This window comes from Paenibacillus sp. PDC88 (assembly GCF_900106725.1).
GTDB lineage: Bacteria > Bacillota > Bacilli > Paenibacillales > Paenibacillaceae > Paenibacillus > Paenibacillus shunpengii.
On record NZ_FNNT01000006.1, the window covers coordinates 374,085 to 393,767 of the forward strand.

A 19,683-nucleotide genomic window follows, 5' to 3' on the forward strand; every position below is an offset into this window, starting at 1 on the left:
TTATCTTATCTCTTCATTGTTAACGGTATTAATTGCAATTGTTAAACATGAGTTAAGTTAAAGGCTTCCTTCCACATGGAGGTGCTCGACGAGGAAACAGCTGTTGCCCCATACTTGAGACATTCCTTGGCATGTCTGCGCTCGGTAAGCAGTCCTCCTGAGATAATGGGCAGCTCTGTCATCGTCCTCACTTTACCCAGCACTTCAGGAATACGGGCCGGCATGATCTCAATGACGTCAGGCTGTGCCTGATCCAGCGATTGGGCAATGTTATCAAGCCCTTCCGAATCAATGAGGAAAAAGCGCTGAATCGTCAAAAGTCCAAGCTTCTGTGCCTTTTTGACCACCTGAATCTTCGTCGTAATGATCCCATCCGGTTTAATTGCATTCGCGAGGTAATCCAGCCCCGGCTGATCATAGGATAAGCCCCCGATCTTCTCAACATGCACGAATACCGGAATTTCGTGCTTGCGAAACAGATCTACATAGCCCTTGATGACCCCGATGCTTCCTGTCAGCAGGAATACACAGCTTAAACGGTCTTTATGCTCAAGTGCCGTCTCCAGCTGTCTGACATCACGAATGGAAGCTACATTTCTATAAGTTTCAAGCCGCTCAAGCAGTGTACTGATCGAAGCCCTTGTCCTGGTGCTTGTCAGGCTCTTCTTTACATAAGGCTGCTTAACGGCACTCGTCTGCTCTTTAGACATGACCTTGACCAGGTGCTGCTGTATCTGCAGATACGAATGAAGCCTGTTGACTCGTCAGCATCACACGGCAGCCTCTCTCAAGCTCTGTTCCTCTTGCATGGACGGACGGGGAGAAATGCTTCATGTGAAGATGAATTTCCGGGAGCTGCTTAGGAAGCTCAGCATCTTCAATGTCGACTGCCGTGATGTCGATATAATCGTCTCCAAGCTCCACCATCCGGAATGCATGCTCGTCCAGGCAGGCGGACAGCTGAACAAATGTCCAATTATTCTGCTTGGTAATGGAATCCACATGTGTATGTCCGTTAAAATAGACAGCCGTTCCCTGCTTCTTGCTTAAGATCCGCCACATATCGATGGATGGGTCGATTGAACCCTTATCCCGATCTGACCCCGTTGTCGTCAAATGAACCGGATGGTGAGCAAATACGAGCATCGGCTTCGTGCCTGAGCTGACAATGACATTCTCAAACCAGCTCAGCTGCTCCTCATCCATCCAGCCTCCCCAGTTGGTCAGATCCATCTCTCTAGTCGTATCCAGAAACACAAGAATCGCTTTGTCCATCGTAAGTGCCTGGTAGCGGGCTTGTCCGGTCAAAGTGAGCAGATCCCTCTTGGTCTGGGAATAGGTATCATGATTACCGAGCACATGGAAGAAGCTTCCGTCATATTGTTCGATAATGTCATACACTTCATTGATTTCTCTCTCTGTACCGAAATTCGTAAGATCACCCAGCGATATATGCATATCGGCTTCAGCGCTCATGAAATGGTGCAGCATTTTTTTATAAAACGCATCTCTTGCCGTAACCCACGCCTCAGTACTCTCGTCCGCTTCGTGGTAATGCAAATCTCCCAGGATCGCCAGCTTCATATTCTAACACTCTCCTTATGCGTTTGCTTAGGTCAAGTATAGGAAGAGAATGTTATCTGGAAATCACATCCAATAGCTGTTTATGTAAAAATTTTGGTTCAGGTGACGAAAAAAAAAGCGAATCTTCCACTTTAATGGAGATTCGCCGTTTAGCTTAATAACCTATGCTTGCATTACACTCGTTTCAATCTTGATCGTTGTTCTTAGTCCCAGGACATTCATGACGGACTGAATCTTCTCTGTTGTAGCCCCGCTGTACTCATTGCGTTCATCCCTTGATACCTGTGCCTCGGACACACCTAATCTCCTGGCAAGCTCAGCCTGCGATATATTCATAAAGATCCGGTATGCAATCAGATTCTTTCCGAGATCCGTTATGCTCTCCAGCGGACCAAATGATCCCTTCTTGATCATTTCATAGTCATAAATCTCTTCGGCCAGCTCCTCTTTAAAAGACAACAGTGGACGAAGGGCCAGGTCTGTCTGTTCTTTACTCATACCGTTGCTCTGATAACGCAGCTTCTCATTCGCAATATAAGCCTTATGATCCTTCATTTTTTCCAAAGCTCTTCGGTAAGCGGTTTCAGTCTTGATCATTTACACTCATTCCTTTACTCCTCATACTTGTAATGCTTTTGTCAGCAGATCATATAAATATGTATGGCTTGATATGCCCAGAATATACGTAAATCGAGCAATTTTTTATTAACATTTTTGTTAATAATTATATGGCAGAATAAACAGACGGTCAATAATGAAAGGAATGAAAAAAGCCTGCCCCCGCTTTAGGGACAAGCTCTCAGATTATGTATGGTGATTGCTGTTTACGATCTTCGTCTTACCGAATAAGGTATTTCTTTGAGCAGTACTCCTAGCAGGAGAAAACATAAATAACTAAACATTACGACCATATCCATACTTTTTACCATTATTTTCTCCTCCAATATGCTTTTATCCTAAATTTAACAGCTGGTTTTCCTTTTGTATACTATATATCGAATAATGACCGTTACTTTTTAACGCCTTACTGCACTAAATAAAAAAAAAAGGCAACGCCAGCTTCGCTGTGTTGCCCTATACCTTATGGATTAGATTTAACTTCCAATCTTCTCGCGATCCTTGCCTTTGTCGGATTCACCTGCATTCTTATTTGCCGCTTCACGATCCTGCTGCATTTCCTCAATGGTCTTCACTTTAAGCCTTGCAGCCCCTTGATAGTCCCGGGTTGGAATCAGGTTGCCTGCAGCAAGCCGTTCCTTGGCAGAAGCAATCGCTTCGGTATATTGCGGAAGCCACTTCTCGCCAGCGACCAGCATCTCATCAACCATTTGCCATATTTCCTTCGGATTGCAGACCGCTCCTACGAGGGGGTCCATCATAAAGGCTTGACGGAGCAGCTGATCATCTCCATGAATAGCCGCTTCGACTGCAAGACGCTGTACAGAGATGCTCACATTGCATACAGCTGCCGGTCCAAGCGGGAGATCCCCGACATGCGGCATCGAGATCCCGTTCCGATCGACATAGCCTGGTGCCTCGATAATGGCGTCATTCGGAAGGTTGGAAATAACTCCGTTATTCACTCGGTTGAAATGTCCCCGGTACACTCTGCCTGTCTCCAGACTCTCAATGATATAGGAGCCATGCTCCTGTCCACGTTTCTCCGGCACAAATTGGTTCGGCTCCTCCTTCATCCAGTTAGGAAAGTCCGTCTCGAACCAGTTTCTTCCCTCTGTACACACCCGAAGATATCCGCCGGTTTCCCCATTAATCCAGCTCCCCAGATCAATCCATTCCTGGATTTCATCCGGACGCTTGCGATACCACGGTACATATTCACTAAGATGGCCATTCGATTCCGTACTGTAATAACCGAAGCGGCGCAGCATATCGATTCTCACTTTTTCTGTACGGCTGAACTCTGGATGCTTCTCGAAAGCCTCTAGCAGTCCTGCAGTCAGATCCTTGCCTTCATGGCTTGCTTTGATATACCAGGTCTGGTGGTTGATTCCGGCGCAGACGATATCGACATCCTTCATCTCAAGCCCATACACCTGTGCGATTTGATGATGTCCATGCTGTACGCCATGGCATAAGCCTACTGTATTTACACCACCGTATTTGTTGCAGGCCCAGGTCAGCATCGCCATCGGATTAGAGTAGTTCAGCAGCAGTACATCCTCCGAGCATACCTCACGGATATCCTTGCAAATATTCATCATTTCAGCGATTCCGCGCTGTCCGTACATGATGCCGCCCGCACACAGCGTATCTCCTACGCATTGATCGACACCATATTTTAGTGGAATATCGACATCCGTCGCAAAAGCTTCCAGTCCACCGACACGAATTGTACATATGACATATTTCGCATCCTTCAGCGCTTCACGTCGATTCGTGGTCGCCTTAATCTCGATGGATAGTCCATTCTCCCGAATGTCACGTTGACATAACTCAGTTACCATATCCAGATTATGTTGACTAATATCTGTAAATGAAATTTCGATATCGCTAAATTCAGGTACGGTCAGCAGGTCACGCAATAATCCCCGAGTAAATCCAATACTTCCTGCTCCAATAAATGCTACCTTAAAAGACATCAGCTTCTCATCCACCTTTCCATATTAAGACCCTTGATATTCTCTTCGTCATTGTAGCAATATCTATTCAGGAAGCGTTACCAATATCGTGACTTCTTCATCTGCCGTATGTACAAAATCCTCACCTGTGAACACCAAAAAGAAGAGATCGCAAGACCTCTTCCTCTCTAGTCCCAGGATTTTCTCTCACCCAGTTCCCGATATTTAACAGGCGTTAAGCCTGTATGCTTCTTAAACAAAGTGTGAAAATATTGACGACTGCTGATCCCCACATAATCCGGAATATCCTGAACTGGAATTTCCGTCTGGGACAGCAGCATCTTCGCCTTATCCATCCGAACCCTGGTCAAATACTCTGTCAGTGTTTGGTCGGTATGTTTCTTGAATATTCGGTGCAGATAGCCTGGATGCAGGTTAACATATGCCGCCACATCCTTAACCTGAAGCGGCTGATCAATATGCTGACGCATATATTGGATACTCCTTGTAACGTATCCGTCCGCAAGCGGTTCACTGCCTTCTGCTGTACTCCTCAGCCTGGCGATCCGCACGAGCAGCTGGCTGAACAGAAGCTCAATCATGAAGCTGGTATCTGCGGAAGGCTGCCGATCCAGCTCCAGCACCAGACTCTTCAGCACATAATAGACTTCTTCCGGATCAGATAACACAAGATGCCTGAACGGACGCGCCAGAAACACAGCGACCTCCTGCTCCTCCCTTGCTATATGTCCAAGAGAGAAGGGGCCCGAATACGGCTGGAAGCCGAATTCTACATTCAGCATTCGGCAGGGACCCGCCTGCTCCACGATTAACCGATGAGGAACCCCCTCATCGAGAATAATAAACTCACCTTTACGCAGCACAATACGCTCGGTACTGCCGTCATCCCCCATAACATCAATGGCACCTGTTCCTTGGATCATATACATGATCTCGGTCCAGCGATGCTCATGATATTCCATCTTATAATTCTGCCACTGTTTATAATAATAGGCATAAAAGCCAGGGCCAGCCTCGGAAGGAGAGAGCTCATGATGAAAAAAACTGCCTCTCATCACCGTTCCTCCTTACGCCTCTCGCTGTGCGATATACTTTTGAATAACAGCTGAAACGGCAGTCATGCTGAGCGGCTTGCTCACATAGTCATCCATGCCAAGCTCCAAATATTTATTGCGATCCCCATGAATGGCATGTGCCGTGACGGCGACAATGTAAGGACCTTCAGTGCCAGGCATCTCTTGGCGAATCATCCTTGTTGCCATCAGACCATCCACGACAGGCATCTGGACATCCATAAACACCATATCGTAATCCTGTTCTTTACAAGCCTGTACTGCCTGTTCCCCGTTTGGCACTACCGTTACCCGATACCCCAGCCTGTCCATCATCTTAATGAACACCAGCTGATTCACCTCATTATCCTCAGCCACTAGAATCTTCAGTGGTTCAACAGAAGCTCCATGATCCTGTTCTGTCTGATCACTCCTTGGACCTGCGGAAGGAGGCTGAAGTCTAAAGTTAGCCGTAAAGATGAATCTGGATCCCGGACCATCCGGTCTCGGCTCATACCAAATCTCTCCTTCCATCAGCTCAACCAGCCTCTTGCATATCGCAAGTCCAAGACCCGTACCTTCAATCTTTCGAGTCATATAATTATCGACCTGATAGAAGGGCTCAAATAACCGGAGCATCTTATCTGCAGACACACCAATGCCTGTATCCTCAACCTCAACTTTGAGCCTCACATGCCTGGATGTCTGTTCGACTTGTTCAACACTTACCGATACACTGCCGCTTGGCGTAAATTTAACTGCATTGCTCAATAAATTCATCAATATTTGTCTTACCTTGGTCCCATCACCAAATAGATACTCAGGTACATTCGGCGCGATCGATGTCGTAACTTCGATCCCTTTCTCAATGGCTCTTGGCTGATTAATATAGTAAGCCTCGGACAAGGTTGTTCTCATGCTAAACAATTCATGAACCAGATCAATCTTACCGGATTCAATCTTGGAAAAATCCAAAATATCGTTAATAATGTTCAGCAAGGTACTGCCGCTCTGCTTAATAATTTCAACATACTGGCGTTGTTCCGATTCAAGCTCGGTTTCCAGCAGCAAGTCCGTCATTCCAATGACACCATTCATCGGGGTACGGATCTCATGACTCATCATCGCCAGAAACTCGCTTTTTGCCTTATTCGTTTTCTCAGCCGTTTCTTTCTCGATCAGAAGCCGCCTCTGCTCGGTAATATCCTTCAGAATTAGATAGAAGCCAACACGGTTATTGTGAATAATAATTGGAGCAAGAGAAGCAAGGACCTCGACAAGATGACCGTCCTTGTGCTTAATATGATCGATCCCCTCTTCAATGAGCGCATGATCAAGCTCGTCTGATTTCAGATTTGCCAGCACTTGCTCGTCAATCAGCCTGGCAATTCTCGTCCCGATTAATTCGGCAATGGTGTAACCCGTTAGTGTTTCTGTCATTTGGTTGCCATTGATGATGTTGCCATCCAGGCCAAATGAGATGATGGCATCATGATTGTATTTTTTTAGTGAAGTGTATCTTTCCACACTTTCATTCAGCTTTAATTCTGCTACTTTATTTGCAGTGATATCTATAAGATGTGCAATGAAATAGATAGGTTCCTCTGATATTTCATCAAGTACCAAAGACACGTGGACACTGGCCCATACCTTGTTTCCGTTTCTATGTGTATATTCCTTTTCAAATTTAATTGAAGAAGAAGCCCGCTCCAGCAGCGCAGATGGATGAACCGCTTCGGAGAAAATGTAATCCATCGCCGGAAGGGTCATGAGCTCCTCCAGCTTATAACCTAAGATGTGACAGGCGGAAGCATTCGCATGAATCCAATTGCCCTGGGTCGATACTAGAGCAATGCCTACCGGTGCTTGATTATAAATATGCTTTGCTATCACTTGCTGATCAAATTGCAGGAAATCACTCATTTATCGCCCCTCCTCGTTCAAATATTATACATGAGGTGTCAACATAGGAGGAGATCGTTTTTAGAAAATAGACAAAATTTATAGATTCTAATTTCTGAAATGTAAAAAAGCGGCTTCGCTGTACAAGCGAAACCACCCTTATGCGTCACACGAAGTCACACTGCACTCCCTCGCTGCCCATCTTCACTAACCTCAAGTCTTACTTATTCTATAGTCCCTGCCTTGCTTAACAATCTGTACAGCACTTCGGCTGCCTCTGAACGGCTTGTGTGTGCACTTGGATTAAGACGACCCGCTTGATCGCCTTTGATCATCCCGCTGTGAACCAGGTTTGCGAAGCTCTCCTTCGCCCACTCCTGCACGTCTGCGAAGTCTTTATACTTGCTTAGTATAGAGATCGCTCCTTCCTCTGAGGCATCCACAAGACGGGCTGCTCGATTAACCATTACGACCATCTCTGCCCGTGTAACAGGAGCACTTGGGTCAAACGAGCTGCTGGTTCTGCCGAAGATCAGATTATTCTCGACAGCAGCCTGCACATCGTCTGCATACCAGGCATTTGAAGCGACATCTGTGAAGCTGCTTGCTTCACCCGAGACTGGAGTCAGATCCAGTGCGCTGACGAGCATGGAAGCGAATTGAGCCCGGGTCACGGACTTATTGGGAGCAAACTGCTCACTGGTTATCCCATGAATGATTCCGCTTGCGGCTAGTTCAGTAATGCCGTGAGCCGCCCAGTGACCATCCAGGTCTGTGAATGAAGGAGCTTCACCTGGTGTATTGTCTTCCGGAAGCTCGCCAGGATTCGTTTCAACCTCTGTATTCATTTCCAGAATGGTAACTGTACCACCAACCTCATTGGCTACCAGAAGCAGCGGGCTGCCTGTCGGACTGTCGGCAGCAGGGATGAACTCCAGCCCTTCCGGTCCCGTATCTGTTGCCAGGATGTCCTCCTGAGCGTATTTGCGGGTATTCACATAGCTTGTAAACACAGGCTTCTCCGGGTTCGTCACATCGTACACCATGACTCCTCCGGTTCTCTCGAGACCCGTAAAGGCATAGAGCTTGTCTCCTACCTCACCTACGGTTACATATTCCGGCTCAGGGCCCTTCTTCGGACTGCGGTCATCCATCTCTTCATCATCATTGCTTACATTGAAGAATTCCGGGTTCACTTCTCCTGTAATGCGCTCTAAATCGCTTCCGCTGTCATATACCTGCTCCATTGTATCTGCATTCCAGATAGAGAAGGACCGTCCTCCGTATAAGTACAATTCTTCGTATACGTCATTTTTCAGGCCCATTTCGGAAATGACACGAACATCATCGTAGTCTTCCGTTTGACCCAGCCACTCGGATAAGGATGAAGACAGCTTGTCGTCTTCTTTTATATCCGATATCTTGAGCTCATTCTCAAGACCTTCCCATCCTGTAGCATCTCCTTCATTCGCTGTGAAGAGATACGTTTGGCCATTTATGGTATACGAAGCAATGCCATCCGGCATATACAGGCTTTTGAGCGGAGCATTCTCAAGCTTCACCTGACCATCTGAGATCAGATCGGCCTCGTTTCCAGGCTTGCTCAGATCCTTGGCTCCAAGTCCTTGCACAGACACTACCTTTGCCTCTGCCAGATCAATTGCAGCAATGGCATTGTTCTCCTGCAGAGCTACATATGCCGTCTTATTATCGTCAGACAGAGCAATATATTCCGGCTCAAAATCCGTTTCTGCCTTCGCCTTCGTACCAATTGAAGCGATGATTCCATCCTCATTCACATCACCGCGAATATGTACGTCATCTCCGATCACGGACGGATCATTGAACAAGACCTGCTTCACTTCATTTGTGCGTGTATCAATGATCGTAACACTACCTTTCGGATCTGCCCCGATGCCATCACGAGGCTCTCCCTCATCCGCAGTCAAAATATAACGTCCATCCGGGCTGATCTTGATCATATCCGGCTGTACACCTACCGTATATTCCCTGAGCAGCTTGCCATCGTAATCCAACACCAGCACTTTGCCTGCTTTCATGGAGGCTTTCTCTTGTACTGCTACAGCAACATATGTACCTGCTGTGTTCACATCCACACTTGTCAAGTCGCCGACTTCAAAATCACCTGCTGCCGCAAGCGCCTCAATATTAATGCTGTTCACTTTGCGGGTCTTGCCGTCTTCCTCAAGCTTTACAATATCCAGACTTGGCGGCTGCGTAGCTCCGTTGACCAAGTAGAAGCTGCCATTGTCCTTGTTGTATCGGACGATCTCAGCAATACCGCCATCGGCATTGGTTACGCCTACTTCATAGCTCCCGATCTTGCTGATCTGAAGCGCATTCAAGCCATTAGCTGCGTTTGCCACAGCAGGTGCTGCCGAATTGCTGGCTGCATCTACATCTGCCGGTCCTGCCGGCACCATCCCCAGCGTCAGCCCTGCGGCCAGTAACATCGTTATGTATCTCCGTGCCTTAATTCTCATATTCTCTCTCCTCAATGAATCAATGATTTAAGCTGCATTTTGCCATTGTATAAACGAACTGTTAAGGGAGCAGCAGCATTGTGTATGACAGGTGTAAAACGGACGGCGAGAGAAATAAAAAGTTTGAGTAAATAAAATGAAAAGCATACCTATCCTAAAAAGAAGGAGGCCCCATTAGATGGGACCTCCTGTTTCATTAGAACGCCGGAATCATTGTATCCGGGTGCTTCTCTTCAATATATTTTCTTGCCTCATCGCTGGTAAGCACTTCGGCCAGCTTTTGAATGGCTTCTGAATCCTTGTTATCCTCGCGCGCAACGAGTGAAATCGCATATTTCTCATCCATTTCCTCTGTTACAATCGCATCCTTCGGTGTCAGGCCAAGAGGAGACGCATAGGCAGGATACATCGTTACGAGATCCACATCCTCATATGCACGAGCAAGCATCAGCAGATCCACTTCCTGGAACTTATAGTTCTTCGGGTTCTCCACAATATCGGATTGAAGTCCGTCAGTGCCGACGCCTTCTTTAAGCTTGATCATCCCATTCTGGTCAAACATGGCAAGCGAGCGTCCGATGTTTGCCGGATCATTCGGAATGGCAATTGTTGCACCATCCGGAAGCGCATCAATACTGTCATAATTCTTGGAGTAACCGCCGTAAATAATATGGTAAATCGGAGTGACTACCGTAAGATTCGCATCGGCATTATCGTTGTACTGCTGCATGAATACTTGATGCTGGAAGAAATTCGCATCCACTTCTTTATTCTTGAGTGCATCATTAGGCTGAATGTTATCTGACACGTTCACAACCTCGAGCTCGATTCCTTCTTCCTTCAAGGTTGGCTTCAAGGCTTCCATCATATCAACCATGGCCGGAAGACTGCTTGCCACTCGCAGAGTCTGGGATTCACCCGCCCCTGATGCGCCTTCGTTATTGTCAGCTGTATCGCCGCTATTCGAGCCGCAGCCCGCCGCGACCAGCATTATTGTCACTATTAATAGGAGCCCTGTCCACTTCATAACTCGTTTGCTGCTTAATGTTCTCATCAATTACAAATTCCCTTCCAAGTTTGATTAGTTAGCGTTTGTCCAAGCTTCTCGATAACAGATTACCCAAATACTGAACCAACTGTACAAGCACAATCATGATCAAAATCGTAAACACCATCAGCTCAGTCTCATATCTTTGATATCCATAGCGAATGGCGAAATCTCCAATTCCACCGCCTCCCACAACGCCGACCACGGTCGAGTACGAGATGAAGCTGATGGTTGAAGTGGTAAGACCCCGAACCAAGCCGGAACGTGCCTCAACAAATAAGAATTTGAATATAAACTGCGGGAGTGTCGCTCCCATAGACGAGGAAGCCTCGACAACCCCTCTTGGCACTTCAAGCAGTGATTGTTCTGCCAGACGCGAATAAGTGGCAATCGCCACTACGGCAAGCGGTACGGAAGCAGCGACGGTTCCAAGCGCGGTCCCCACAATCATCCGGGTAAAAGGAATCATGAAGACGACCAGCAGCAGGAATGGAAAGGACCGGACAATGTTAACGATAGAGTCGAGGATGCCAAATAGTGTCCGATTCTCATATTTCTGTCCTTTGCGCGTCAAATACAGCAGTGTTCCGAGCGGAAGACCGAGCAATATGGCTGCTGCCAGTGAGATCCCGACCATTAGAAAAGTCTGTCCAATCGACTTCCACATCTCAGAAGAATAGGTCTCTACATAATTGGGGTAGAAATGAACGACATAATCATAGAGTCCTGTAAAAAAATCACTCAACGCTCGTCACCTGCTTCCTGTTCCTCGTACCAGGCCAGCATATCTGGAGGCAGCGCACCCTCAGCCAGCTTTACGGTCCGAAGGATCTGGCCCGAGTCCATGAAGGAAACGGATTGGCACAGCCGCTCCACAACAGATACCTCATGCGTGACAATCACGATGGTAATACCCATTTCCCTGTTGACATGCTCCAGCAGCTCCAGCACACCGCCTGTTGTCTTCGGATCAAGTGCAGATGTCGGTTCATCACAGAGCAGTACCTGGGGCTTATTCGCAAGCGCTCTGGCAATGGCTACCCGCTGCTTCTGCCCTCCGCTGAGCTGAGCCGGATATTGCGCGGCCTTGTCTGAGAGTCCAACAAACTGTAAGTATTCCTGAACGCGCTGATTCCGTTCCTCTCGTGAAACGCCAGCAAGCTCAAGCGGAACAGCGACATTCCCATGCACGGTTCGATTAGACAGCAGATTGAAATGCTGAAAGATCATTCCGATCTTTCTTCTCGCTTCCCGCAGTTCGCCTTCCTTCATCCGGGTCAGCTCCCGATCCCCCATATAGACTTGTCCCTGATCCGGCCTTTCCAATACATTCATCATACGAAGAAGAGTAGACTTTCCCGCGCCGCTTGCTCCGATAATGCCGTGAATGGACCCTTGCTCAATATGAAGAGACACATCATCAACGACGGTCAAGCCACTGCCATGATGCCCTGCCCCGAATGTCTTGCTGACATGGCTTAGCGAAATCACGTAAAATTCAGTCCTCCTTAATCATAAAAGAGCCCGCACCGGTTCGATATACATGACCCGGGCGAGCGTGTGTAACACTTTTTCAAAAAATACAACCTTATAAATCATAGCATATATGAGTTTGAAATTCATACATTTTCAACATTTCAGGTCAAAATGTTGAAAGTCTTAAGCCTTAGTATTGGGTATTCCCTGACTGTGACGTGTTTCCAGAAGCAAAGCCCTTGAATAAGGTAGGTACATCATGATATCGGGTATTCGTAATCTTGCCAGTGGATGTGCTGCTGTCTGTTCGCAGAATGGAATCCTTAACGTTCGAAATATCCGAGCTGTCCACATTCATCACTACTTTATAGGAGCTTCCACCGTTCTGACGAACGAGCTTGCCAATATCGTCGGCTCTGAAGTTCTTGATATTGAATGTACCTGCTGCATTGGCTTGGAATACTTTATCATAGGCTTTGTAGGCTGCTCCGCCTGTAATGTTCACCGTTCCGGAGGATTTCAAGGTTAATGCGTCCTCACCCACATCCTGCCATGTTACATTCGTAATATTACAGTTTCCATAACAGTGTACGCCATCCGCTGCAGGTGCGCCGAGAATAACGTTCTTTAATGTAGCTCCGGCTTCCAGTCGGAATACCGGCTTCTGTCCTTCACCTTGTCCACCATCCCCGAGCGTATTCGGGTTAGCTACGAAGGTCTGCCCCTGACCGTCATATGTTTGTCCCGCAGGTACAATAATGGTTTCATTTACGGTTGTAGCCGCATTCATACTTCCTGGCAGTATACCAAATGCAGCCGCGACCAGAGTCGTAGACAACAAAGCTCCCGTTAAACGCTTCTTCAACACTGTCTTCATCATTCATCCCGTCCTTATCCTTAGAATTTGAATACTGGTCCTCACGATACAGCGCGAATGTGCACCTTCACTTGCATCGTGTGTCCCAGCATATCAAAGGACTTATAAGTACCGGAATAATCATTAGACAAGTTAGCTCATTTAATGAGTATCTAAGAGTCATGTGTCTTCTATATAACTGTTTTATCAGATAGTTCACAAGCGAGGTTATATACTGCATATCACCGTAACACCAATAATCATTAGAAGTGTTTTTTACTTAAACCATCCTTTTTCCTTAAAGTGCTTGATGGCCTCAATCCGGTTGCTGACTCCGAGCTTGTCCAGAATGACCGACACATAATTGCGCACCGTTCCTGTCGTAATGTACAGCTCATCCGAAATTTCCTTCGTATTCTTTCCATCTGCAATCAGCTCAAGCACGGCCTTCTCCCGATCGGTCAGCGGGTTCTTCTCGCCATATCCTTCGTCAACCAGCTCAGCCGCATAAATTCTTCTTCCTGACATGACACTTCGAATCGTCTGAGCCAGCTCCTCAATGGGACTGTCCTTGAGCAAGTATCCGCTGACACCTGCCTTTAGAGCGCGCTCAAAATAACCTGTACGGGCAAATGTTGTCAGTATAATGACTTTGCAGTCCCTGCCCTTGATTTCCTCTGCGGCGTCCAGCCCACTCTTGACCGGCATCTCAATATCCATGATGCAAATGTCCGGCTCATACTGATGGACGAGCTTGATTGCGTCCTCTCCATTATTTGCCCTGCCGATCACTTCCATATCCTCTTCAAGATCCAAGAGGGATGCGAGAGCTCCTAACAGCATACGCTGATCTTCTGCAATTACGATTCGTATCAAGATAACTCACCCCTATTTCACTCTGCCGCGAGTACTGCATGTGGCACAGCAATACGCAGCTCGGTTCCTTCATGTGTCGCAATATGGAGACTTCCGTTCACAAATTCAAGACGTTCCCTCATCCCCCGCAGCCCATTGCCACGAGACTTCTTAGCCGCGTCTCCAATCCCTCGCCCATTATCCTTCACGATGACTGCCAGCTCGGTTCGCTCAGGTTGAATCGTTATAACACACCTGGTTGCCTCGCTATGCTTCACCACATTGGTTACGGCTTCCTTCAACGACATCCCGAGCACATTCTCGTTCATTAAAGAGAGGTCACTTAGATGCTCTTCCCCTTCAATATGAAGCTCAATGTCAGCCGCCTTCAAAATCTGACGGATTCGAAACAGCTCGTCCTCCAGCCGCGCCCCTCTCATCTGGGTGACCATCTCGCGCACTTCCTTCAGTGCGGTGCGTGCCGTTTGCCGTACATCATCCATCTCACTCTGTGCACGCTTCGGGTCACGGACAACTAGCTTGCCCGCCAGTTCGCTCTTCAGGCCAATGAGCGACAGTTTTTGCCCCAGCGTATCATGCAGATCACGAGATATCCTCTGCCGCTCTTCGAGCTTGACGAGCTCAGAGATTCGTTTGTTGGCATTTTCCAGCTGGCCTTCGAGCCGATCTTGTTTATTTTTGTTATAGGTGCTGACAGGCAGCAGAATAACAGCTATCATACTAATCAACACGAAGGGGAGCTGCTTAATGACCACTTCATTCGCAGAAGCGAGTGAGTAATTAATCGTAATAAAGGTGCTTACGAGGTGTACGGTATAGAGGGTAATAAACCCGGCCTTATTTTGAATCGTCCCGATAAAGAACGCCAGAAACAGCGAAAAATAAACAAAGCCAAAGATGATCGCCATCGTCACCGAAATCGCAATTTGCACACCATACCAGATATATACTGGCCATCCCCTCATCACAAGGCCAAGCAGATTTGAAGCAAAGAAGATGATGATCAGCAGAACACCAAATACTACATATCCCTTAGAAGAAGATCCGATAATAAAATAAAACGGCAATATAAAACAGACCAGCCATACATACGGGTTCAGACCCGTATTCTTGCGGAACATATCCTGCCAGCGATGCATGCTGTTCATTTAAGCTCACCTGCTCATTTCCGAGAGTTCATCATCCGCTGCAATCCCAATAATAAAAAGACTACAGATATGATTATCTATAGTCATCTTACCATAAGCATTGAAGTCTTATGCTTTCTATTTAAATAGCTGCTGCCTTTTTCTCTGCGAGCTCGCGCTGAGCACGCTCCTTAAGACGCTGCCCTTTCTTGTACTGCCTGAACGTAACAAATCTCTTCATATCCTCGTTCCACAATCGGAATCTCATGGCCTTGAAGCTCTCCAGGACGGTAATCGTCGTTGCTTGCTGCAAAGGCGGAGTGGCATTGTGTGCTTCTTCCAAATGGTAGTTTGGCACCCTCGGGCTCAGATGGTGGACATGATGGAATCCGATATTACCCGTAATCCACTGCAGCGGCTTCGGAAGCTTGTAATAGGAGCTGCCTTCTACAGCAGCTTGAATATAAGACCATTCATCCTCATTCTCGAAATAGGAATCCTCAAAGGTATGCTGAACATAGAACAGCCAAATGCCAAGCATGCTTGCAAAATAGAATATCGGCACTTGTACAAGCAGGAATGCCTTCCAGCCGATGGCCAGAATAAGCAGCGCGTATACAATTACAATCAGCAGATTCGTCAAATACGTATTTAAGCGTTCCTTGCGCTTAGCGCCGCGCCGATTAAATCGATATTGCAGCAAGAACACCGCGATCGGGCCGATCCCGAACAGAATGATTGGATTACGATAGACACGATAATAGAACTTGGTATACCACGGTGATTCATTATATTCGGTGACAGTCATCATCCAAATATCGCCGATTCCCCGTTTATCCAGATTACCGCTGGAGGCATGGTGCACCGAATGACTGTATTTCCATTGCATATAAGGGGTAAGTGAGATCACACCGGTCAGCGTACCCACAATGTTGTTTGCTTTTTTATTTTTGAAGAAAGAACCATGACAGCAGTCATGAAATATGATGAATGTCCGAATGACAAAACCGGCAGCAATCAAACTTATAGGCAAGCTGAGCCAGTAGGATACCGACAAACTTGCATATGCCAAATACCAAAGCACAAATAAAGGAATAAGCGTATTTACCATTTGGATGATGCTTGATTTGAGCTCCGTTTTTTCGTAAGGAGCCACTTCCTTTTTCAATTGGGATTTAAATGATGCAGACATGACATCGTCTCCTTCACAGCAGGACAGGTACAGGAATTGATGCTTAACGATCCTCTGGACTCGTGTCCTTATTCTCCTTCCATTGTAAAAGAAGAATGTCAGCCCTTGAAGTCATAAATGTCAACTCATGAGTATGACAAATGTCATGTATTCTCCTATTTCGCATGTTGATCCACTTACAGCTGTCCTCCATACCACTCCAAATAACCAAGCTGATCAGCGAGAATAAAACATATAGAGATTGCAGCGAGCAATACGCATAGAAAAGTCCAATCCTGCCACCTAACCTGAAGCTTCAAATAAAAATCACGATGGCGTTTCCCCGTGAATCCTCTGGATACCATGGCAACGGCTACTCGCTCGGATTTGCGGATACTGCTGGCCAGCAGCGGAATCGAGTACCTCTTGAACGCGTGAAGAATAAAGCGAATACCCTTCTCCCGCTGAATCCCTCGCATACGGTGAGCCTGCTGCATGGTCGCCAGCTCTTCCCGGAACAGCGGCAAGAAGCGATATCCCGCCATAATCCCGTAAGCCAGCTTCGGAGACAGCCTGCACTGCTGCATCAGGCTAAACATCAGCTTCACCGGATCTGTCGTAAGAATGAACAGGAGTGAAAGCGCAGAGAAGGTGAGCGTACGAAGCCCGAGAGACAGAGCGGTAAGCACCGTTTCTCGTCCCGCCTCAAATCCGCCGATCCTGATCCATACTTCATCATTCATAACGATGCTCTCTCTGGGAAAGACAATCGCTGTCCATACATAGCCGAGGGCCATGATCAAGAATGGTGCAAACAGCAGCACCCATCTGCGCCAGGATACCTGACCAAAGCATGCCGTAAGCAGTATCGTTACCATTAAGGCGCTTAGCTGCGTGACGGGATCAAAGGCGAAGGACAACAGAACGACGCCAAGGGTGACGGCTAGAGCCTTGATACTTGGATTCATATGATGGAGATTCCAGCCGCCGCGCTGAGCAGGATCGGAAGCACTCCCGGCTGATTTCACTGCACTTCCAGCTTCGAGTGTGCTTGCGTTTGCTTCGTTTGTCCTTGTAAGTGGTTCGTCTGAACTTGTAAGTGCTTCGTTCACACTTGAATGATGGACAGGGGCTTCAGCTGTATTCGGGAACTTCTCCGTTCGGATGCTAGTGTCCGTGTCTAACGCTCTTGCCAGCTGTACCTCAAGCGGCAGCACCAGCTTCGCCTCGGCAAGTCGCTCCTCAGGCCAGTGCCACAGTGCTGAAGGTCTGTCATTCAGCTCTATCTTTCCATCCATCACTACAATCACACGGGTAGCGTAAGCGCGGACCCATTCCATATCATGTGTAATCATAATGACCGTAAGCCCTTGCCGGACTCTGGCCTTCAATGCTTCAAGCAGCCTTAGAGATGCATAGGCATCCTGTCCATAAGTGGGCTCATCACATATAAGCACCTGCTGTTCTTCCACAAGCATCGCTGCTACGCTGAGCCTTCGTTTCTGGCCTTGACTCAGTGCATAGGGACTGTAATTTGCAAGGTGGGACAGCCGGAACTCGGCTAGAAGCTCTGCTGTCCTCAGCTGAACCTCTTCTGCGGACTTGCCCTGCAGGCGCAGTCCAAATGCGAGTTCCTCGCTCACTTTATCCGTAACGAACTGATGCTCGGGATGCTGAAAGACGAGGCCGACGCGCTTGCGGATGACAGACTCCGGCAGCAGAGTCATATCCTCTCCGCCAGCAAGCACCCGTCCCTCCTTAGGTGTGAGCAATCCGGACAGAAGCCCGGCAAGCGTAGATTTCCCTGCTCCGTTCGGTCCGGTTATGGCGATGAATTCACCTGCTCTTACCCGCAGAGTGACATTCTGAATGACAGGCCGATCGTGTCGATAGAATGTCAATCCATGTGCCTCCAGCACAGGAACACGTCTCTCCTCTCCTCTAGAATACAGAGGTTGCTCAGCCCTCTCCCGCAAGTATTGACTAACCTGCCCTTGCTCAGGCGCAGGACGTGATATCCAGTAATTGATGAGCTCTTCAGCGGTGAGTGGAAGAAATTCAGTCGATCCCGGTACACATTCACTTAGCTGCCGCTGCAGGGTCACTGGACCAGGCACCCATATCCCCATTCGCTCCAGTTCAGCGTGATGCATGGAAAAAAACATGCCTGGTTCATCCATTCGGCATATCCGCCCTTCGTGATCCATTAGCGCAATACGATCGATGTCTGCCATCCAGGCATCCAGCTGATGCTCGATTAGGAGCACTGTTATTCCATGCTTCTTGCGAAGTGATGAGATGAGCTGAGCCAGATTACGAGTAGCCACCGGGTCAAGATTGGCCGTCGGCTCATCCAGCACAAGGATGCCGGGGCGAAGCGCGAGTGCACAGGCAATCGCCAGACGCTGCTTCATGCCGCCGGAGAGTGTGTGAATCTGAGCCGTTCTGTACGGCAGCAGGTCAACCATCTCAAGCGCTTCATCCATTCGGCTGCGGATCCTCTCATGTGGACATTCCACATTTTCCAAGCAGAAGGCAACCTCTTCTTCCACTGTCAGCATACAGAACTGGCTGTCGACATCTTGAAAGACAATCCCTACAGCTTGCGCATGCAATGCTGCACTCTGCTCTACCATCGGCCTGCCCCATATCCTGACGCTTCCCGTAACCAGACACTCGATCTCTTGCGGATAAATTCCGTTCAGACACAGCGCGAGCGAGCTCTTGCCGCTCCCGCTAGGTCCCAGGAGCAGCAGCATCTCACCTGGAATCAAGTCGAATGTGATCCCATTTAATACAAGCGGAGCTTCTTCCTCATATTGAAGAGTCAAATCTCTCACTTCAATGGCAGCAGAAGATCTAAGTGTCTCATCAGCCGGCCGATCTTTATGTGTTTGGAGTACCATTATGCTTTGTGTGACCGGGCTGCTGCTCTGGCAACCGGGAAGCTCCGCAGCACACCCGTACGAACCAGCGCATCTGCAATCCATTTTCCGAGCAGACCGGCCAGAATTGCTCCGCTGATGATCCGAACCACCAGCATTGCGATTACAAATTCGGGTGATAATGCAGCAAAGCCGGATCGGAAGTAGCCCCAGGCGAAGCTGAACACTGCTGCCCCTACTCCTGATAGCATCAAGACGGGCAGCGAATACTTACGATAACGAACCGCTGCAAAGACCACTTCTGCTCCAAGACCTTGAATCATCGCCGATACGATAAGAATGGGACCCGTCGTGTTTCCAATCAGTACTTCAATAATGCCTGCAATGGTTTCGGACAGAAAGGCCGCCCCTGGCTTGCGAATAATGTACGCAGCAATAATCGAGACAATGAACCAGATTCCGAAGATCACCTCATAACCCATCGGTCCCATGACACCGGTGAGCAGGTTTCCAATCTGTAAGAACACGAGATAAATGACGGCAAAAACAACGGACAATGAGCTTAATACGATAATGTCACGCAGCTTCCAGGCTCCCATACG

16 protein-coding genes are annotated in these 19,683 nt (G+C 47.9%); all 16 read right to left on the reverse strand.

Features of this window, described 5'->3' with window-relative positions; genetic code table 11:
- Positions 1–41: 41 nt before the first annotated feature.
- The 16 genes from BLW49_RS19585 to BLW49_RS19660 all read right to left on the reverse strand — a co-directional run bounded on the left by BLW49_RS19585 (position 42) and on the right by BLW49_RS19660 (position 19,680).
- Positions 42–710 (reverse strand): glycerol-3-phosphate responsive antiterminator, encoded by a 669-nt coding sequence (locus BLW49_RS19585; RefSeq protein ID WP_090726317.1) that lies wholly within the window; start codon positions 708–710, stop codon positions 42–44.
- Positions 703–1,584 (reverse strand): metallophosphoesterase family protein, encoded by an 882-nt coding sequence (locus BLW49_RS19590; RefSeq protein ID WP_076312201.1) that lies wholly within the window; start codon positions 1,582–1,584, stop codon positions 703–705. The genes BLW49_RS19585 and BLW49_RS19590 overlap by 8 nt, the downstream gene beginning before the upstream one ends.
- A 162-nt stretch (positions 1,585–1,746) precedes the next feature.
- Positions 1,747–2,181 (reverse strand): helix-turn-helix domain-containing protein, encoded by a 435-nt coding sequence (locus BLW49_RS19595; RefSeq protein ID WP_076312202.1) that lies wholly within the window; start codon positions 2,179–2,181, stop codon positions 1,747–1,749.
- A gap of 497 nt (positions 2,182–2,678) precedes the next feature.
- Positions 2,679–4,184 (reverse strand): alpha-glucosidase/alpha-galactosidase, encoded by a 1,506-nt coding sequence (locus tag BLW49_RS19600; protein ID WP_076312203.1) that lies wholly within the window; start codon positions 4,182–4,184, stop codon positions 2,679–2,681.
- Positions 4,185–4,351: 167 nt separating this feature from the next.
- Positions 4,352–5,239 (reverse strand): AraC family transcriptional regulator, encoded by an 888-nt coding sequence (locus BLW49_RS19605; protein WP_076312204.1) that lies wholly within the window; start codon positions 5,237–5,239, stop codon positions 4,352–4,354.
- 12 nt (positions 5,240–5,251) lie between these two features.
- Positions 5,252–7,159 carry a PAS domain S-box protein gene (locus BLW49_RS19610; RefSeq protein ID WP_090726319.1) on the reverse strand — a complete coding sequence of 636 codons (1,908 nt, stop codon included), beginning with the start codon at positions 7,157–7,159 and terminating at the stop codon, positions 5,252–5,254.
- Positions 7,160–7,362: 203 nt separating this feature from the next.
- Complete coding sequence (locus tag BLW49_RS19615) at positions 7,363–9,642, reverse strand: choice-of-anchor I family protein (protein WP_090726322.1); 2,280 nt, start codon at positions 9,640–9,642, stop codon at positions 7,363–7,365.
- Between the two features lie 196 nt (positions 9,643–9,838).
- Positions 9,839–10,696, reverse strand: coding sequence for a MetQ/NlpA family ABC transporter substrate-binding protein (locus BLW49_RS19620; RefSeq protein WP_256209846.1), 858 nt, complete (start codon positions 10,694–10,696; stop codon positions 9,839–9,841).
- 31 nt (positions 10,697–10,727) lie between these two features.
- Entirely contained in the window at positions 10,728–11,357 is a 630-nt protein-coding gene (locus BLW49_RS19625) for a methionine ABC transporter permease (protein WP_076312627.1), read from the reverse strand.
- Positions 11,358–11,431: 74 nt separating this feature from the next.
- Entirely contained in the window at positions 11,432–12,181 is a 750-nt protein-coding gene (locus BLW49_RS19630) for a methionine ABC transporter ATP-binding protein (RefSeq protein WP_076312207.1), read from the reverse strand.
- A gap of 175 nt (positions 12,182–12,356) precedes the next feature.
- On the reverse strand, positions 12,357–13,046 hold the full coding sequence (locus BLW49_RS19635; RefSeq protein ID WP_371264591.1) for a pectate lyase: 690 nt from the start codon (positions 13,044–13,046) through the stop codon (positions 12,357–12,359).
- A gap of 252 nt (positions 13,047–13,298) precedes the next feature.
- Positions 13,299–13,898 (reverse strand): response regulator transcription factor, encoded by a 600-nt coding sequence (locus tag BLW49_RS19640; protein WP_076312208.1) that lies wholly within the window; start codon positions 13,896–13,898, stop codon positions 13,299–13,301.
- 17 nt (positions 13,899–13,915) lie between these two features.
- Positions 13,916–15,037: a sensor histidine kinase gene (locus BLW49_RS19645; protein ID WP_076312629.1), complete on the reverse strand. Its 1,122-nt coding sequence runs from the start codon at positions 15,035–15,037 to the stop codon at positions 13,916–13,918.
- A 130-nt stretch (positions 15,038–15,167) separates the two neighbouring features.
- Entirely contained in the window at positions 15,168–16,217 is a 1,050-nt protein-coding gene (locus BLW49_RS19650; RefSeq protein WP_076312209.1) for a Delta(5) desaturase DesA, read from the reverse strand.
- Positions 16,218–16,393: 176 nt separating this feature from the next.
- A complete protein-coding gene (locus tag BLW49_RS19655) occupies positions 16,394–19,102 on the reverse strand; it encodes an energy-coupling factor transporter ATPase (RefSeq protein ID WP_177178800.1) in 2,709 nt (902 codons plus the stop codon).
- On the reverse strand, positions 19,102–19,680 hold the full coding sequence (locus BLW49_RS19660) for an ECF transporter S component (RefSeq protein WP_090726326.1): 579 nt from the start codon (positions 19,678–19,680) through the stop codon (positions 19,102–19,104). Before BLW49_RS19660 ends, BLW49_RS19655 begins: the two co-directional genes overlap by 1 nt.
- Positions 19,681–19,683 lie beyond the last annotated feature (3 nt).

Coding starts and splice junctions, on each gene's coding strand:
- BLW49_RS19595 (WP_076312202.1), bottom strand. CDS start 2,181: ATGATCAAGACTGAAACCGCTTACCGAAGAGCTTTGGAAAAAATGAAG.
- BLW49_RS19590 (WP_076312201.1), bottom strand. CDS start 1,584: ATGAAGCTGGCGATCCTGGGAGATTTGCATTACCACGAAGCGGACGAG.
- BLW49_RS19655 (WP_177178800.1), bottom strand. CDS start 19,102: ATGGTACTCCAAACACATAAAGATCGGCCGGCTGATGAGACACTTAGA.
- BLW49_RS19605 (WP_076312204.1), bottom strand. CDS start 5,239: ATGAGAGGCAGTTTTTTTCATCATGAGCTCTCTCCTTCCGAGGCTGGC.
- BLW49_RS19600 (WP_076312203.1), bottom strand. CDS start 4,184: ATGTCTTTTAAGGTAGCATTTATTGGAGCAGGAAGTATTGGATTTACT.
- BLW49_RS19610 (WP_090726319.1), bottom strand. CDS start 7,159: ATGAGTGATTTCCTGCAATTTGATCAGCAAGTGATAGCAAAGCATATT.
- BLW49_RS19625 (WP_076312627.1), bottom strand. CDS start 11,357: ATGTGGAAGTCGATTGGACAGACTTTTCTAATGGTCGGGATCTCACTG.
- BLW49_RS19620 (WP_256209846.1), bottom strand. CDS start 10,696: ATGAGAACATTAAGCAGCAAACGAGTTATGAAGTGGACAGGGCTCCTA.
- BLW49_RS19645 (WP_076312629.1), bottom strand. CDS start 15,037: ATGCATCGCTGGCAGGATATGTTCCGCAAGAATACGGGTCTGAACCCG.
- BLW49_RS19585 (WP_090726317.1), bottom strand. CDS start 710: ATGTCTAAAGAGCAGACGAGTGCCGTTAAGCAGCCTTATGTAAAGAAG.
- BLW49_RS19615 (WP_090726322.1), bottom strand. CDS start 9,642: ATGAGAATTAAGGCACGGAGATACATAACGATGTTACTGGCCGCAGGG.
- BLW49_RS19660 (WP_090726326.1), bottom strand. CDS start 19,680: ATGGGAGCCTGGAAGCTGCGTGACATTATCGTATTAAGCTCATTGTCC.
- BLW49_RS19635 (WP_371264591.1), bottom strand. CDS start 13,046: ATGATGAAGACAGTGTTGAAGAAGCGTTTAACGGGAGCTTTGTTGTCT.
- BLW49_RS19650 (WP_076312209.1), bottom strand. CDS start 16,217: ATGTCTGCATCATTTAAATCCCAATTGAAAAAGGAAGTGGCTCCTTAC.